Annotated in this window: 18 protein-coding genes; 12 read left to right on the forward strand and 6 right to left on the reverse strand. The window is 53.2% G+C overall.

Annotation, left to right across the window (positions count from 1 at the left end):
• Positions 1–5: 5 nt before the first annotated feature.
• Positions 6–2,972, reverse strand: coding sequence for an OB-fold nucleic acid binding domain-containing protein (locus E3E27_RS08315; RefSeq protein WP_167774198.1), 2,967 nt, complete (start codon positions 2,970–2,972; stop codon positions 6–8).
• 155 nt (positions 2,973–3,127) lie between these two features.
• Between E3E27_RS08315 and E3E27_RS08320 the strand changes: the two genes are divergently transcribed.
• Complete coding sequence (locus tag E3E27_RS08320; RefSeq protein ID WP_167774199.1) at positions 3,128–3,826, forward strand: hypothetical protein; 699 nt, start codon at positions 3,128–3,130, stop codon at positions 3,824–3,826.
• Here the strand turns inward: E3E27_RS08320 and E3E27_RS08325 are convergent.
• Positions 3,813–5,678, reverse strand: coding sequence for a S9 family peptidase (locus E3E27_RS08325; protein ID WP_167774200.1), 1,866 nt, complete (start codon positions 5,676–5,678; stop codon positions 3,813–3,815). The genes E3E27_RS08320 and E3E27_RS08325 overlap by 14 nt on opposite strands.
• A 118-nt stretch (positions 5,679–5,796) precedes the next feature.
• Between E3E27_RS08325 and E3E27_RS08330 the strand changes: the two genes are divergently transcribed.
• Positions 5,797–6,123, forward strand: a complete 327-nt coding sequence (locus E3E27_RS08330) for a hypothetical protein (RefSeq protein WP_014789007.1) — start codon at positions 5,797–5,799, stop codon at positions 6,121–6,123.
• Here E3E27_RS08330 and E3E27_RS08335 read toward each other — a convergent pair.
• On the reverse strand, positions 6,091–6,738 hold the full coding sequence (locus E3E27_RS08335; protein WP_167774201.1) for a serine/threonine protein kinase: 648 nt from the start codon (positions 6,736–6,738) through the stop codon (positions 6,091–6,093). The two genes, E3E27_RS08330 and E3E27_RS08335, sit on opposite strands and share 33 nt — an antisense overlap.
• 52 nt (positions 6,739–6,790) lie before the next feature.
• Here E3E27_RS08335 and E3E27_RS08340 point away from each other — a divergent pair, with 52 nt between their 5' ends.
• From E3E27_RS08340 to E3E27_RS08390, 10 genes are all read left to right on the forward strand, one after another.
• Entirely contained in the window at positions 6,791–7,018 is a 228-nt protein-coding gene (locus E3E27_RS08340; protein ID WP_014013114.1) for an Lrp/AsnC family transcriptional regulator, read from the forward strand.
• A 251-nt stretch (positions 7,019–7,269) separates the two neighbouring features.
• Complete coding sequence (locus tag E3E27_RS10750) at positions 7,270–8,643, forward strand: hypothetical protein (protein WP_240910705.1); 1,374 nt, start codon at positions 7,270–7,272, stop codon at positions 8,641–8,643.
• On the forward strand, positions 8,640–9,332 hold the full coding sequence (locus E3E27_RS08355; RefSeq protein WP_167774202.1) for a hypothetical protein: 693 nt from the start codon (positions 8,640–8,642) through the stop codon (positions 9,330–9,332). The genes E3E27_RS10750 and E3E27_RS08355 overlap by 4 nt, the downstream gene beginning before the upstream one ends.
• A 1-nt stretch (position 9,333) precedes the next feature.
• On the forward strand, positions 9,334–9,588 hold the full coding sequence (locus E3E27_RS08360) for a hypothetical protein (protein ID WP_240910706.1): 255 nt from the start codon (positions 9,334–9,336) through the stop codon (positions 9,586–9,588).
• Between the two features lie 5 nt (positions 9,589–9,593).
• Positions 9,594–10,190, forward strand: a complete 597-nt coding sequence (locus tag E3E27_RS08365; RefSeq protein WP_240910707.1) for a hypothetical protein — start codon at positions 9,594–9,596, stop codon at positions 10,188–10,190.
• 30 nt (positions 10,191–10,220) lie between these two features.
• Positions 10,221–10,544 (forward strand): hypothetical protein, encoded by a 324-nt coding sequence (locus E3E27_RS08370; protein ID WP_167774205.1) that lies wholly within the window; start codon positions 10,221–10,223, stop codon positions 10,542–10,544.
• 5 nt (positions 10,545–10,549) lie between these two features.
• The gene (locus E3E27_RS08375; protein WP_167774206.1) at positions 10,550–10,882 is read left to right on the forward strand and encodes a hypothetical protein; all 333 of its coding nucleotides are present in this window, start codon (positions 10,550–10,552) and stop codon (positions 10,880–10,882) included.
• 5 nt (positions 10,883–10,887) lie between these two features.
• Positions 10,888–11,187: a hypothetical protein gene (locus tag E3E27_RS08380; protein ID WP_167774207.1), complete on the forward strand. Its 300-nt coding sequence runs from the start codon at positions 10,888–10,890 to the stop codon at positions 11,185–11,187.
• A 23-nt stretch (positions 11,188–11,210) separates the two neighbouring features.
• The gene (locus E3E27_RS08385; RefSeq protein ID WP_167774208.1) at positions 11,211–11,852 is read left to right on the forward strand and encodes a hypothetical protein; all 642 of its coding nucleotides are present in this window, start codon (positions 11,211–11,213) and stop codon (positions 11,850–11,852) included.
• A 132-nt stretch (positions 11,853–11,984) separates the two neighbouring features.
• The gene (locus E3E27_RS08390) at positions 11,985–12,599 is read left to right on the forward strand and encodes a hypothetical protein (RefSeq protein ID WP_167774209.1); all 615 of its coding nucleotides are present in this window, start codon (positions 11,985–11,987) and stop codon (positions 12,597–12,599) included.
• Between the two features lie 54 nt (positions 12,600–12,653).
• On the opposite strand, the gene E3E27_RS08395 is transcribed toward E3E27_RS08390, so the two are convergent.
• The 3 genes from E3E27_RS08395 to E3E27_RS08405 all read right to left on the reverse strand — a co-directional run bounded on the left by E3E27_RS08395 (position 12,654) and on the right by E3E27_RS08405 (position 15,170).
• Positions 12,654–13,310 carry a hypothetical protein gene (locus tag E3E27_RS08395; protein WP_167774210.1) on the reverse strand — a complete coding sequence of 219 codons (657 nt, stop codon included), beginning with the start codon at positions 13,308–13,310 and terminating at the stop codon, positions 12,654–12,656.
• 1 nt (position 13,311) lies between these two features.
• Complete coding sequence (locus tag E3E27_RS08400) at positions 13,312–13,866, reverse strand: hypothetical protein (RefSeq protein WP_167774211.1); 555 nt, start codon at positions 13,864–13,866, stop codon at positions 13,312–13,314.
• A gap of 386 nt (positions 13,867–14,252) precedes the next feature.
• Complete coding sequence (locus E3E27_RS08405; protein ID WP_167774212.1) at positions 14,253–15,170, reverse strand: ABC transporter ATP-binding protein; 918 nt, start codon at positions 15,168–15,170, stop codon at positions 14,253–14,255.

The raw sequence follows: 15,170 nt of genomic DNA on the forward strand, positions 1-15,170 counted from the left end.
GGCCATCACCTCACCTCGATGCAGTCGGCCCTGTAGGGGATCACCTCGACGACCCCCTTGTACTCGGCGACGTAACCAGCGACCCTAACCGTCTGGCCCTTGCTGAAGGTTAAGTCCCCTGCCACGCTCTTCGGTATGAAGACCACCAGCTCCCCGCTTCCGTCGTCGATGGTCAGCTTGACGAAGGTGCTGCCGGTGTAGACATCCGTGATGGTCCCCTCAACGACCACGGTCTTCCCGAGGAGGTCGAGGGTGACGTCGCCCGTCCTTAATTCCTCCGCCGGAACCGCTTCAACGACGGTTATGGAAACCACCTCGCCGGCGTCGGCATCGTAGGTTATCCTCAGCCTGCTTCCCGTTCCCGCTTCCCTCGGATCCGGGAGGACATCGCGCGAGACTGACAGCTCAGCGCTTCCAGTGTCGTCGTGGACCTTCATGACGTAGCCATTGTCGTAGCTCAGCCCGTCCCAGGTGACGGTGAGGTTCACCCTACCGGTCGCGTCCGGAAGCTCCGAGACGGTTATCTCCTCTATTCCCTCCACGGGTTCCTCCCCGATAACCACGGCATCGAGGTCGTAGACGATGATCTCGGCCTCGCCGTTGTACTCGTCCACGTAGCCGGCTACGGTGACGCTCTGGCCCTTCTCGACGCTCAGGTTGGCGCCGCCGGGTATGAAGACCGCTATCCCACCGCTCCCGTCATCTACCGTCAGCTTGAGGTTGCTTCCGAGGGTGAAGACGCTCGAAACCGTCCCGTTCACGGCCACGGTCTTGCCCTTCATCGAGAGGTCTATTGAGCCCGTCCTGACCAGCGGCGATGGCTTGGCCCTGGTGACGTTGAGGGAAGTTATCCTGCCGGAGAGCGGGTCGGCTACGATTCTCAGCTCGCTCCCGGTTCCGGCCTCGAGCGGGTTGGGCAGGAGGGAGCGCTCGACGAGCAGGGTTGCGCTTCCGGTGGAGTCGTGGAAGGTCAGGGCGTAGTCTGGCTTCTGGTAGGCAATTGAGTCCCACGTGACCGTCAGGAGGAGCGGCTCCGTGGCGTCCGCGAGTTCGGAGACCGTGCCCTCCCTCGGGCCGGTTTCCTCGACCCTCTCGATCGAGGCCGGGTTGAAGAGCACCACCTCGGGCTCGTCGCGGTATATCTCAACGTATCCGCCGATCCGCACCAGGTCGCCCTTGGCCGGGACGTAGGTCAGCCCGTTGGCGGTTGAGCGTGGCACGAAGACAGGCAGCTCGCCGATGGTTATCTTGAGGTTGCCGCTGAGGTTGGCCACCTCCGTGACCCTGCCCACCACCTCAACCAGCTCTCCCCTCATCTCAACCGTGACCTCCTCCGGCCTGAGCGGAATCGGGGCTATCGGCACCTCTATGGTGAGGTTCTCGCCCTTCACCAGGCCCTCCCCGATGACGAGGCCCCTGATGGTGACCTGGCTTCCGGTCCCGGCCTCGAGCGGGTTGAGGTTCAGCAGGGCCTCCCTCGGGAGAGAAGCCTTGATGCCGTCCACTGTGAGGTAGTAGGTGCCGTTGACGTATGTCACCCCATCGATGGAGCCGACGAAGTCCACGAGCTGGTTAACGTAGTCCCCGAGCTCACCCGCGGTCACCCTCGGGAGCTCTATCTCCTCCGGCGGGAGCGGCTCTCCGAGGGCCCTGATCCCTTCTCCGGTGTAAACGACAACCTCGAGCCTTCCACGGTACTCCTCCAGGTAGCCCCCGACCTCCACGCCGAGGCCGACTTTGAGCTGGGCCAGGGTCTCGTTCGACAGCTCGGCGAGGGTGGCCGAGGGTATGAAGACGTCCATCCTTCCGGTGCCGTCGTCGATGACCAGCTTGAGGTTCGAGCCTATCCTGTCAACCTCCTCGATGTTACCCTTCACCGCCACCAACGAGCCGCGCATGTCGATGGTCAGCGTCCCTATCGGCCTGAACTCGGGCTTCACGGGGCTGACGACTTCGAGGTAAGCCGCGACGAGCCTGCCGTCGTCCCCCATTCTTCCCGCAACCTTGACCGTGCTCTCGCTCGAGGCGTTGAAGGGGTTGAGGCTCGCGAGAACCTCGCGCGGCACGAGGGCGTCGAGGTAGCTGCTTCCATCGGTGAGGGTGAGGGCGTAGCGGCCGTTCTCGTAGGTTATTCCGGCGAGCGTCCCCTCAACGGCCATGACCATCCCCGGGTAGTTGGGTGCCTCGCCTATGGGCACCAGCGGCGCCTCCTCGATGGGAGTAATCGACAGCTGGGTGAGGTCCCTGACGACTATCTCCGGCGAGGTGCCCTTGTAGAGGTAGACTATCCCCGGGGCGTAGAGGGTGTCACCGACCTTGACGGAGAGGTTGTTGAAGACGAGGAGGACCCTCGGAATGAGGACGGAGACGGAGGAATCGCCGGTATCGACGGTCAGCAGGTACCCGGAACTGACGTTGGAGAACTCGGTGACGATGCCCTCAACGGCCACGTAGGAGCCGCTCATGTTGGCGTTGAGGGACTTGACGATGGGCGGATTATCGGAGTAGAGTTTCGAGCGGAAATTCAGGCCGTCGAGGTACTGAAGCATCGAGTAGGTGTAGGTCTCCCTCACGCGGAGCTGAACCTCCGCCGTTATCTCGTCGCCGGGGAAGGGAACCAGGCCTTTCCGTATCATCTCGTCCGCCAGCGGGGAGTAAACGCGGACGTCGATCTGCCCGGTTCCATCGTCGACCGTGAAGGTGAGGCCGAGCTTTCCGCCGGTCTGGGAGACGTAGGGAACCGTAACGACCGTTCCGTTTATCCTGACGACGGCGTAGTTCATCAGGTAGTTGCCGTAGACGTCGCTCACCCTGACGAGCGGTGCCTGGGCGCTCTGGGCGGCAACGAGCAGAACGGCAACGCCGATGACTGAGATCAGAATCGACAGGTACTTGAGCCTGGAAACGTCCAGCTTCTTCTGCTCCTTCAGGCCGTGATAGTAGAGTTTTTTCTCACCCTTCTTTCCCGACATGAGCAGACCTCCGGATTATTTGACGTAGCAATCCAGTTGATGGGTGCTCTTTTTAACGCTTTCGTGTCAAAATGGGACAGGAGTAACCAGGTTTGAGTAGGGGCGAGCTTTACGCCGGGAGAAAATAATTTAAATCGTGAGGACACAATCACGTCATGCGCGTTATCATGGTCACAGACCGAAAAAGGCATCTTTTCCATCGGCTCCTCATCGTCAGGGCAAGCAAGGCTCTCGTTGAGGGAAACAGGGCAGAATTCGAGAAGGTTCTCGGGGACTTCGAGAGGAACTACCTCATGGAGGGGCTGGTGAGATACAGGGGAGAGTCTTTCCTTGAGCTCCTCGGGAAGTACGTTCTTCTGGGAGTTACTGCGGGGTTCAATAGAGCGGAGGAGCTGATAGCGGAGGCGGAAAAAGGTGGGGTCCGCATCATTGAAGTCGGCGATCCCTACGTTCCCTTCTACCTGGCAGGAACGCTGTTCCTGGAGGGAAAGCCCGTCCCAAAGGAAATCGTGAAAAGATTGCCCGATCCCATCTACGACCTGAACGATGAGGATTACATCGCCTTTCTCCTCAGGCTCTTCGAGCACAACCACCGCTTTGGGATAGTCAGCTGCGCCTTCGAGTTCTTCGCCCTGAGAGAGGCCCTTTATATGGGGCTTCTAAAGCCGGAGAAACCCGAAATCTGCAGGGATAAGGGGTGCTTCGTCGGGGTAGTCCCGCTAGAAGGGGACATCGACGACGTTGATGGAGAGTTCAAAATCGCCTGCAGGGACGGGTGGTGCGTTTTTTACTTCAGGGGGAGCAGGAAAAGGTTGAAGGAAAAGCTGAAAGAGATGGGCCTCAGCTTTCCTTGAGTATCTTCTCAACCTCAAAGCCTTCCTCGTACCTCCTCAGCTTCCTCTCGAAGAACTCGATGAAGAGCTTGTACCTCTTCGCCCTGTGTTTCGGGCTTCCCCGGACGCTGTGGCCGTGCGGCCCACGCCTGAACACCGCTATGTAGGCCTCCTTGCCCATGTCCTTCAGCACGTTGTAGAACATGAGGCTCTGGTCGAGGGGACAGCGGTAGTCCTCAAGACTGTGTATCAGCAGTATCGGGGCCTTGACGTTCTCCGCATAGAAGAGGGGGCTTAACCTGCGGTAGTTCTCGTTTTCGAGCGGGTTCGGGCCGATGACCTCGACGTCGTACCAGAGGCCGATGTCCGAGAAGGCGTAGCTGGTAAGCCAGTAGCTTATGCCATTCTCGCTGATGCCAGCCTTGAAGAGGTCGGACTGGGTTAAGGCCCAGTTGGTCATGTAGCCGCCGTAGCTTATGCCCGTTATGCCAACCCTCTCGCGATCGGCCTGGGGTTCGAGCTTGAAGAACTCATCTATGCCGTTCATTATGTCCTCGAAGTCTTCTAAACCAGTCCTCTCCAGAACCCGGAGCGCGAAGTCCTCAGTATAGCCGTCGCTGCCGCGCGGATTGACGAAGACGACGTAATAACCTTTGCTCGCCATCAGCTGCATCTCGTAGACGAAGCGGTGGCCGTACATCCCCTTCGGTCCGCCGTGGACAAAGACTATAACCGGGGCCTTCTCGTTCTCCTTCAGCTCGGGCTTCAGGTACCAGCCGTCTATTTCCAAGTCCTTGCTCCTAAAGCGGAAATGCCTCGGCTCGAAGGTCTTCAGCCTGGCGAATATCGGCCCGTTGTAGTCGGTTATCTGTTTCAGCTCACCGTCGTAGAGGTAGAGCTCGCCTATGCGCGTTGCCGTCATTATCAGGAGCAGGGCTTTGCCCCCGCTCGCGTCCAGCCCGTAAATCCAGTGGTTACCTACAACGACCCTCTCGGCCTTCCCGTCCCAGAGCCAGAGGTTCACTCTCCCAGCGTCCGGAGTTAGGAAGTAGACCTTCCCGTCGGTCAGCTTCGCCCCCCAGACGTCGAGCGGGCCCTCGTAGACGGCCCTAAGCTCCCCGTCCCAGAGGTAGAGCCAGTCGTGCTCGCTCATGAACCTCTTCTCCCTCTTGCCCCTCAGGAGTATCCTTTCCCCGTCGGAGTCGATGGCCTCAAACGAAACGCGCTCGAAGAGCCTCTCCTCGCTTCCGTCCCTCCAGAGGTAGATGTCGTGGAACTTGAAGAGGGTCGGCTTACCGTTCTCGCTGTGCGGGACGTTCATGAGTATGGCATCGCCGTGCCAGATTCCGCTCGAAAACCTCGGCTTCTCGATCTCCTCAAGGACTTCCTCGCTCTCCGTGTCGAGGACCCAGAAGGTCGTCTTCTCCCCGTCGAGGAAGCCCATGCCATCGAACCAGAAGGGTACTTCGCTGTCGAAGACTAAATCCTCATCGTCCCTCCTCTTGAAACCGACAACGAGGAGGCGCCTTGAATCGGCGTTCCACTGGAGCGAGCGGACGTTTTTGGTTGAGAGAACCTTTTTGGCGCTGAGGGTTTGAACATCGGCAACCCACACCTCGGTTTCCTTCTTCTCCTCGTTGAAGCGGGTGAAGGCGAGCTTTCTCCCGTCCGGCGAGAGCCTTGGCATTGAGGCGTTCTCGATGAAGCGCCTCGAGCCGGTCTCGAGGTCTTCAACGACGATTGTGCTCTCGTACTTGTTGTCCTTCATGTTCACCTTCGTCAGGGTGTAAGCTACCTTGCTGCCTTCAATCCGCGGGTCGTTCAGGTAGGCGAAGCGAGAAAAGGTCTTTTCGTTCCATTCGATACCGCTCATAACGCTATCACCGATTTATACTAAGTCGGAGGGGTATATAAGCTTAACTCCTGTCTGAGGTAACAACCGCGAGAACCTTTAAAAGGCCCTCACCGATAGCGAGGGGACAGGTGGGAGTATGAGGGAGGAGCACGCCGTTGGAATCATACTGGCCGTTGGCATATTCATATCGGTCGCCTTCAGAACCTACGTGGGAATAGCGATAGCGGCCGTTGGGATACCCCTTTACCTAGCCTACACCGCGAGGGAGCAGAACATACTCGCGAAGTCAAGGCTCTACGACAGGGACCTGTTCCTGATGATAGCGATAGCCGTGGTGGTCATACTAGTCTTCAACTACCTCTGGGACCCGAGAATGGGCCTCATAGCGATGGCCGTTGCGATACCGCTCCTGGCCCTCTACGCCGACAGGCTAAAGGCGAGAAAGAAGGCGCAGAAGGCCTGAGAGCTTTCCTGTTCTCTTGTACTCCCTGACGGCCTCCCGCATCTCGCCCAAGAAATCCTCCCCTATTCCAAACCTCTTCCTAACGCGGCGGGAGATGTAGTTGTCACTGAGGAAAAGCATCGCCATCGCCGAGGTGAGGTTCTTCGGCTTCCGCCAGCCGGCCTTCTCGAAGTCGATTAGGTAAACCCGCTCACCGATGATTATGTGCTTGCCCCCCTGAATCTGACCGTGGTCGATGCCGAGACGGTCGAGCAAAGCGGCTTTCTCGGCTATCTCGAACAGATGGCGCTTTTCAAGGTCGGCGTGGAAGATTATCTCCCCATCAGCGAATTCCCGGATTAAATACTCCAGTCCCTCGAAGAGGCCATAGGCTACGAGGGGCGGCGTTACACCAAAGGGCTCGATGGTCTTTATTATCCTCGCCTCCCTCTCAAAGTTCTGCCTCGGCGAGTCGGGTCTTTGGAGCTTTATAATGACGTTTTTTTCATCTAATCTGGCCCGGAAGATTAAGCTGGTCGTGCCCTTTGCGTAGGGCTGGGTTTCCTCAAATCCGAGCGATTTCAGGCGGGAGTAAAACCGCTCCAATTGAGCTTTGCTTATCAGGTGGTCGAACATATGCCTCGATAAGCTTAAATACTCCGCCGATAAAATACTTTTGGTGATAGCCATGGTGACGGCTTTTATTTTGATGGTTACGGCCGCTGGAAAGGAAAGGGAAGTTATGGAGAAGCTTCTCGCCATGCCGGAGGTTAAGGAGGCCTACGTTGTCTACGGCGAGTACGACCTTGTTGTCAAGGTCGAGACCGACACGCTGAAGGACCTTGACCAGTTCATCACCGAGAAGATAAGGAAGATGACCGAGATCCAGATGACCTCGACGATGATAGCCATCTGAACCTCTTCTCCGTTCTTCCGTTCTCCCTTATGCCAGAACGCCTTCTGGGCCATCATCGTCCCAGAGCAGGGCGAAGCCCACGCTCAAAAGCACCATCGTGACGACAGGGGCCAAAAATACCACCGTTTATCCCAGTGCGAATAATTGGACTTAATCGTGGGTTTTACTTTTATTTTTAACTTAAAGTTTGCGAAACTTTTTTAAATTCAATATTGGTGGTCTAAAGCTGAAAACCCTTAGAGGTGGTAACATTGAACCGCCAGGAAATTGTTGGAGTGGTATTTCTCCTCCTCGTTCTAACTCTGCCGGGAGCTTCTGCCCTTTCCCTGCCGTGGTCTGGGCTTCCGATTTTTGGAACGGAGAGTGGCGCCTATCCAATCCGCCTTGATGGGGTTGAGCAGAGCGGCAACATAGCCGTCGTCACCTGGGACGTCCCACCGAACTGTTTGACTGGCTACGGAACGGTCCTCATCAGCAAGGATGGGAGGACTGTAAAAGAGAGGGTCTATCTTGGCCGCCTCAAGCCGTGGGGCAAAAAGGTGGCCGTTTTCCTGAACGTCAAAGAGCCAGTTTACGTCAAGCTACGCATCACCGCTGGAAACGGCGTCTTCATAAGCTCGTGGGTGAGACTGACTCCCAAATCCGTGCCAAGATTTCTTCCCACTGGTTATACAACAACCCCCACTGCCGATAATGGAGAGATACAACCACAGTTTTTCCAGTTCGTGGCAGTATTGGTCATTGTTGGATTGACTGCGTGGGATGCTTATGACACTTACAAAACATGCAAGGCCTATGGAACGGATTCAATGGAATGTCAGATCCAGGGCGCGTTCTTTATCGTCGGTCTCGCCGTTCCGGGCGATGAGGAAATAAAGTTCGTCACAAAGCTTGGCAAGAAATTCGGAGTAACCGATGACATCTACAGAATCCTCAAGAGGACCGGAATCATAAATCATGCCGACGAGGTGCTTGAGAAGTTCTCCCACATCTTCGACGATATCGTCAAGCACGGTGATGATGCGGCAAAAGCCCTCGACGACCTCGTCAGGGAGGGGGTCTCAAAGGAAGCGATTGAAGACGTTGTCAAGCACGGGGCGACGATAAAGGGAGTGAAGGAAGGAATCGAGAGGTTTGCAGAGAAGTCCTCTTTCACTGTCCTGAACAACGGCGAAGAATATGAGGTCGTCCTCGAAAGGGAAGGGCTTATCCACGCCTACCTCAGGCACGTCTGGGGGTACGAGATGACGAGTCCAAGAAAGTCTGTTACTACTTTCTGGCCTTTGGGTCAGAGGATCGTTGATCCCAAAACTGGAAGGGTTGTCCAGCTTCCAAAAGTCTTCAGAAACGAGAAAGAGCTCAGAGAGTTCCTTGATGAAGTGGTGAAGAGGGCGCTCAAGGATCCAGATTACCAAGAAAAATTCTTTAAGAATGGGGCACCAAACAGGAAATTTGGAATTCCAGTGAACCTTAAGAAGCTTGGAATGCACGTTGATGGGATCGATGTTGTTCAGCTGGAGTTCAAGTTCGAGGGCGGCAGGTTTGTGCTTAAGACTGCTTATCCAACGAAGGGCAGTGCGGTGTGGGAGTATAACAAATATCTTGGATGGAGGGTTAAGAGATGATTGAGTATTTTGATTTGAAGGGGAGGCACGTGTTTGTAAGAGTCTGGACGGAGTACGTGCCCTCCCCAGACCCCTTCTCTTTAGTTTTTATCATCGACAGCACAATACTCCTTGGAACCTGCTGGAACGGAGAACTCGAAGGAGCCGAGGCAGACGTTTACAGATTTTTTGAGAGTTTGTTAACTGCTTGTTATTACTTTTTACAGCCAGAGCATCCGCACGTTCGAAAAATCACCAAGTACGACAGGGAGAATGCGGAGAGGCATGGATTCCAATTAAAGGATGAGGTTGTAGTGTATCAAGTGCCCGAAAGATCAAGCCTTTACTACATTTGCTCCAATGGGAAAACTGCAAGAATTTACTACCACAATGAACTCCTTGAATTCACGGATTGTCCTGAATACAAGGGTAAGCATAAGGGTGTTGTTGAGCTTCCCCTCAAAGAGTTCATTGAGGATGTTTTGAAAATTAGCAAAGAGTACCTGGAAAAGTATGCTCCCGTTGTTGAGGAAATCAGGCTTGAGCACGGGGAAGAGTCTGATGACTACGACTTCCTCCAAAAGTTCTATCGCGAAGTGGAGGAGTTGTATAAGAAGAGGTTTGGCTCAGAAACTCATAGGGAACAGTCGGGCGAAGCATCTGCCGAGAGTATTCAGGGACGAGAAAGAGCTGAGGAACTTTCTGGATGAGGTGGCGGAGAGGGCACTTCAGAAGGAAGAGTACTACACAGAATTTAGGGGACAGAGCTTTGTGAAGCTAAGGGTTAACCTGAATGAACTCGGCATGCACATAGACGGAATAGATGTGGTAGAGTTCCAGTTCTCATACAACCAAGCTAAGGGTGCCTATCAACTTATTACAGCATATCCCTCAAAAGGCAAGAAGGTTTTAGGGTACGTGTGGGACAGAGAAAAACAATCTGGTAGATGGATACGCATGGGGTGACTTCAATGAGGTGTGGACTTCATGGAAGATTCATTGAGATTGAAATAGATATGGAATCCTTTGAGCCAGACCCATTTCCCGGCCGTTTTCCCATTCTTTTTTTGGTGGCTAGGCATGAAGTAGGGGGATACCACGGTGAGGGATGGCTTGGCGACTTATATGCTCTCTTTCAGGATCTACTTCTATGTACAAGAGATCTCCTAAAGTGCCCTAAAAGCTGTTTTAACAAAAGGAAAAACGCCGAGAATGACGGTTTTGATTTATTGCCTGGTAGTTATGTCTGCGGGCCAATACTTGACCTTGATTTTAACACGTATTATCTCGAAAGAAAAGGGGAATTGTTGCGTTTTCATTTCATAAATGAAGCTCCCAAGTATATTTCTTCGAAGAACTCCCTTCATGGCACCATTGAACTACCGTTTGAGACCTTTGTCGTCGATATTCTCAAAATAAGCGAGGAGTACCTTGAAAAATGCTTCCCAATAGAAATGGAGATTAAAGCCATGCAATATAACGGATTTACAGAGGAAATTTCTCGGCTTAGGCAATACTTAGAAAACCTCATACAGGAAATTAAAACAGAACTGGATTTTGAGCATTAATTGAAAAATTGAAAAACAACCATCTGGCCGATGGGGCAGAAGATCGTCGTGAACGGAGAGGTCAAGCAGCTGCCCAAGGTCTTCAGGGACGAGCGCGAGCTGAGAGACTTTCTGGATGAGGTGCTGAAAAGGGCACTGGAGAAGGAGAAGTACGCCAGTAAGTTCAAGGAGGGCAGTGTCACCTTGACTGTTGAGCTGTCCGATATTGGCATTTACAGAGAGGGCATAACTTCGGTTGAGTTTGCATTTGAATACAAAAAGGGTTTCTACTACCTAAAAACAGCCTATCCAAAATCAGGATACAACGTTTGGGCATACAAACCATGGAAAAAGACCATAGAGCCTGTGGGGTGAGAGATATGAAGAAAATAACACATCGGGGAAGGCACATCTCACTAAAAATACACTTCGAAAAAGCTTTAGACTCCGTTTTTCCATTCCCAATTCTCCTTTTTATTGATGGCAATTTAATTGCCGGAACATGCTGGATTGAGGAGGATGGACGCAAAGAGCTGTATCCAATTCAGGGGAGCCCTTCGGGCGTTATCCAGGAGTTGCTATACTGCTGTGATTTCCTGATAAACGGTGAAGAGCTTGAAGGGGGCGGATTTATCGGTAATCTCAGGAAATACGCACAGAACTCGGCTTCCCGGTTAAAGAAAACACGCGCCTGTACTTCACGAGTCTGGTGATATATATGGGGGAGTACATCTTTGAGCTCGAGGAGGATGTCCTAAATGTTCATTACCACAACATTCCCCTAAAAGGTACAAACTGTCCGGAATTCCGGGAAAAATGGAAGGGAACACTATCATTGCCCCTCTCAGAGTTCGTTGAGGACGTTCTTACCCTCTCTCAGAAGTACATCGACGAAATTGCGCCCATAGAGGCTGAAGTGTTAAGCGAAAGTTTCGAAGGAGAGGTGGATATGGACGATAAATTGACCCTTTTGAAAAGGTTAATGAACAAAGTTGAAAGTGGCTGGCGCAGATCTTAGAGAAACACCGCGGGGTGTGAAATGTGGGCACAGTTACCTTGGCTGGCAGGCACTTTTACGTAGAAGTTGATTTACGGAGGTTTTATAGTGGGGCATATCCTTTTCCTGTCATCATGCTCCTTGATGGGAATGTTTTGGTTGGAATGTGCGGAAAAGAATGGAGTTTCGGAAGATTGGTCGGAGCGCCTGGGGATCCCTATGGGATAACTCAGGACTTACTTGACAGTGCCAGATTCCTCATGATGGCAAGACCCGGGGAGATTGTAGGTGTGAAGAGAGATATAGTTAGGGAGTACGGCTTCCATGTAGAAGAAGACTCGCCAATTTATTCTGCAGCATCCGTTGCTTGTTCTTCCTATATCTTCCTCGAAAGGATAAAAAACGGGATTATAAGGGTGCACTACTATAACAAACTGCTGAAGGAAACGGACTGTCCGAAATTCGGGGGCAAACATAAGGGCACTGTTGAACTGCCCCTTGTGGAGTTCGTCGAGGATGTGCTCAGGATTTCAGGAGAGTACCTCAGAGAATATTCGAGTCTCGTTGAAGAAATCATGGTGAACCATGGGAAAGAGCCCTATGACCACGATGTCCTTTGGGACTGGTATCGTGAAGTGAAGAAACTGTACGAAAAAAGGTTCGTGAAAAAGAAGGCCGAGGATTAACGTTGATGGGATCGATGTTGTTCAGCTGGAGTTCAAGTTCGAGAAGGGGAAGTTCGTGCTTAAGACGGCGTATCCAGAGAAGGGCAGTGCGGTGTGGGAGTATAACAAATATCTTGGGTGGAGGGTTGAGGGATGAGGGCGGAGTTAAGGAGTGGTCATTTGGCTGTTAGAATAGACCTCGAGTACATTCTGAGCCCATTCCCCTTCCCTTTAATCTTCTTTGTGGATAAAAACTTACTCTTAGGAACCTGCTGGGACGGAAAACTTGAGGGGATTGGTACAAATATTTCCGGGTTTTTTGAAGAGCTTCTTATAGCCTGTAGCCAGATTCTCAACCCGGAGGAAAGCACTTCCAATTTTGCAAGAAAAGAAGCCACGTGGTGGGGGTTTCCACTTAAAGAAGGCAACCCTGCCTATGGAATTATCACCCCATCAGAACCATCCAGCATTTATTACCTCGAAGCAGAAGGGAACATCTTGAAAATTCATTATTACAACGAACTCCTCTCCTACACTGACTGTCCGGAATTCAGGGGCAGGCACAGGGGTGTTGTTGAAGTCCCCCTGAGAGAGTTTGTGGAGGACGTTTTGAAGATCAGCAGGGAGTTTTTGACCAAATACGCTCCCATCGTCGAGAAGGTAAGGCTTGAGCACAGGGAGAAGCCCGAGGATTACGACTACCTCTGGAGGCTTTACCACGAGGTGAAGGAACTTTACGAGAAGAAGTTCAATGGGCAGGAGGGTTGAAGCATGTGGGTTGCCTTAAAGGGGAAGCATTTGGAATTTCAAATCGCATTTTTCTCACCGCAAATCCTTCTTGCCGAACACTGCAACCGAGATGGCCACGTAAATCCCAACCGAAGCAATTGCCGTCAGTGCATCGCTGTAGGACAGCGTTCCGTTCAGGAAGGCATCGCTGAGGGAAAGCACAGGCAGAAGGAGCTTCTCGGCGAGGTTTGGCGAGGATATCCCAGCCATCGCACCCAAGAAAAGGAACACCACTCCGACCGACCAGAGAATCCTAAGCTCCCTGCCGAGGAAAATAGCGGGCAGAAGGGAGAATGCAGAAACGCCGAGAAGGAAGAGAATTAGAACTATGGCGGAGAGCTCAACGGCGTGAGCGTTTGGGTAGTAGTGCCACTCGATGGGCATGGCGATTACTGAAAAGAGCACCGAGAGCAGCCCAACCGCCCCGAAGTGCTGGAGAAGTGCCGAGAACCTTCTAACGGGCTTTGACAGGACGAGGGGCTCTCTCGGAATCTCAGTCGCATGGAACGCTATCAGAATTCCCCCGAAAAGGGCCATGAAGAAGGTGTAGTTACCCACCACCATCTCGGGTGTCAGGACTTTATCCGGGTCGCTGAAGAAGCTCACGGTGTAGAGAACCGCTATGAGAAGGAGGCCGTAGAGGGTCTTCGAGTGCAGGTACTTCCTGAATTCCAAGCCAATCAGCCACATTTCAAGCCCTCCATTCACGTTTTTTCATCACGACAAAGTAGAGCGAGGAGTAAATGCCGGTTGAAATTAGCTGATAGAAAACACCGCGGTAGGAGGAAAGGAGTGGATTCCAGGTCGAGAGGAGTGGCGGGAGTCTCAGGAGCGAGACAAAAGTGAGAATGAACAGAATCGGCGGCGCCAGGGAGAGTTTTGGGCCGAGACCCATGCTCCCGAAGAAAAGACCTGCGGAAACTCCAGAAACCACTACGAGAACGGCGCTCAAAAAGTGTTTGGAGAGGACAAGGGGAACAAGAGGGATCAGAAGGGCAATAAGGTACGAAATCATCATGGCGAGGGAATATTCAATCCTCGATACGGGGTTCTTAAGTTCAAAAACGGTGTTTTTGAAGGCCATCGAAGAGAGCGGGAAAGCGAGAATGAAGATGAACAGCGAGTACGTCATGGCGGGTGTTGTGGAGGGGGAGAGTGAATAGTAAACAATCCCAAGTACAAGGAGGATAGATGTGATGTTTGCCAGTCTTTTAAGGTACAGACGAACAATCCAGTACATGCTCAATCCCTTCCCCACAGTAGTGGTTAAAAATGAACTATAAAAAGTTTATGAAATTCCAAGGACGAACCGTGCCGGCCAGAGAACTGGTATCGCCACGAGCGCGACCACCCTGGGAACAGGAGGCTGAAGTGGCTCAGGGCGTAGGGAATTACAGGCTTCAGGATATGCCTCCTGAGAATATGGAGGTCGCCGGCCCCAAGGGCCCTGGTGGCGGCAACGTGCTCCCTGACCTTCTCCTGAACTACGAAGCCCCTCCAGCTGGAAAGGCCATGTAGGCGAGATTCCTAGTGAGGGAGGTCGATGCGCCGAGGCCGTTTATCAGGTAGTTGAGGAGCGCGCGGGAGATAGCCCGGCCCATGGGATCACCTCGAGAAAAATTGGAACAAAGGCTACCCGACGAGTTTGAGGAATATCTCCTCGAGGCTTGGCTCCTTGACCTGCATTGTTAGAATCTTCGCGCCCTGGTTCGCCACAAAGTCATGAAGCTCCTCCCTAACGTCCCTCGAAGCAACAACGCGGTACTTATTCTCACCGAGCGGACTCACGCTCAATTCCGCTGAACTCCAGTCCACAGGCCTGTTCGTTTCAATAACTATCGTGTAGCCAGCCTTCCTGAGGAACTCCCGCTTGATGCTGTCGAGGTTGTCCTCGACGCGGAGCTTGCCCTTCACTATTACCCCAACCGTGTCGCAAACCTCTTCCACGTGCGCGAGAATGTGGCTTGAGAAGAACACCGTCCTCCCGGCCTTTTTCTGCTCTCTAATAATCTCCTTGAACTCCGCTATCCCCGTCGGGTCGAGGCCGGTCATGGGTTCGTCGAGGATAAGAAGCTCAGGGTCGTTGATGAGCGCCTGGGCGAGGAGCAGGCGCTGACGCATGCCCTTCGAGAACTTGCCGATCTTCCGGTTCCTTGCTTCCTTTAAACCAACAAGCTCAAGGAGTTCATTGATGCGCTTCCCCTTCTCGGTTTTTGGTATTTTGAAAGCGTCGGCGATGACGTCCAGCGTCTGCTCGGGAGTCAGAAAATCCCAGAGCGTGGCGTGCTCCGGCATGTAGCCTATTCTCTTCTTTGCCTCAACGAGCTGGTTCTCGTCGAATCTTCCGTCGGCGAAAACCTCATGGTCGAAGAGCTGAATCCTCCCCTCCTGAGGAAAGATTAGACCGAGGGTGCTGAGGATTGTCGTGCTCTTCCCGGCACCGTTTGGGCCGAGGAAGCCGTACACCTGACCCGGCTTCACCTCAAGGTTAAGGCCGTCCAAAGCCCTAACGTCCTTGTAAACCTTGACGAGATTCTCAATCCTGAGCAT

Source organism: Thermococcus sp. MV11 (genome assembly GCF_012027285.1).
GTDB classification, from domain to species: domain Archaea; phylum Methanobacteriota_B; class Thermococci; order Thermococcales; family Thermococcaceae; genus Thermococcus; species Thermococcus cleftensis.

Coding starts and splice junctions, on each gene's coding strand:
- E3E27_RS08315 (WP_167774198.1), bottom strand. CDS start 2,972: ATGTCGGGAAAGAAGGGTGAGAAAAAACTCTACTATCACGGCCTGAAG.
- E3E27_RS08320 (WP_167774199.1), top strand. CDS start 3,128: ATGCGCGTTATCATGGTCACAGACCGAAAAAGGCATCTTTTCCATCGG.
- E3E27_RS08325 (WP_167774200.1), bottom strand. CDS start 5,678: ATGAGCGGTATCGAATGGAACGAAAAGACCTTTTCTCGCTTCGCCTAC.
- E3E27_RS08330 (WP_014789007.1), top strand. CDS start 5,797: ATGAGGGAGGAGCACGCCGTTGGAATCATACTGGCCGTTGGCATATTC.
- E3E27_RS08335 (WP_167774201.1), bottom strand. CDS start 6,738: ATGTTCGACCACCTGATAAGCAAAGCTCAATTGGAGCGGTTTTACTCC.
- E3E27_RS08340 (WP_014013114.1), top strand. CDS start 6,791: ATGGTGACGGCTTTTATTTTGATGGTTACGGCCGCTGGAAAGGAAAGG.
- E3E27_RS08355 (WP_167774202.1), top strand. CDS start 8,640: ATGATTGAGTATTTTGATTTGAAGGGGAGGCACGTGTTTGTAAGAGTC.
- E3E27_RS08365 (WP_240910707.1), top strand. CDS start 9,594: ATGAGGTGTGGACTTCATGGAAGATTCATTGAGATTGAAATAGATATG.
- E3E27_RS08370 (WP_167774205.1), top strand. CDS start 10,221: ATGGGGCAGAAGATCGTCGTGAACGGAGAGGTCAAGCAGCTGCCCAAG.
- E3E27_RS08375 (WP_167774206.1), top strand. CDS start 10,550: ATGAAGAAAATAACACATCGGGGAAGGCACATCTCACTAAAAATACAC.
- E3E27_RS08380 (WP_167774207.1), top strand. CDS start 10,888: ATGGGGGAGTACATCTTTGAGCTCGAGGAGGATGTCCTAAATGTTCAT.
- E3E27_RS08390 (WP_167774209.1), top strand. CDS start 11,985: ATGAGGGCGGAGTTAAGGAGTGGTCATTTGGCTGTTAGAATAGACCTC.
- E3E27_RS08395 (WP_167774210.1), bottom strand. CDS start 13,310: ATGTGGCTGATTGGCTTGGAATTCAGGAAGTACCTGCACTCGAAGACC.
- E3E27_RS08405 (WP_167774212.1), bottom strand. CDS start 15,170: ATGCTCAGGATTGAGAATCTCGTCAAGGTTTACAAGGACGTTAGGGCT.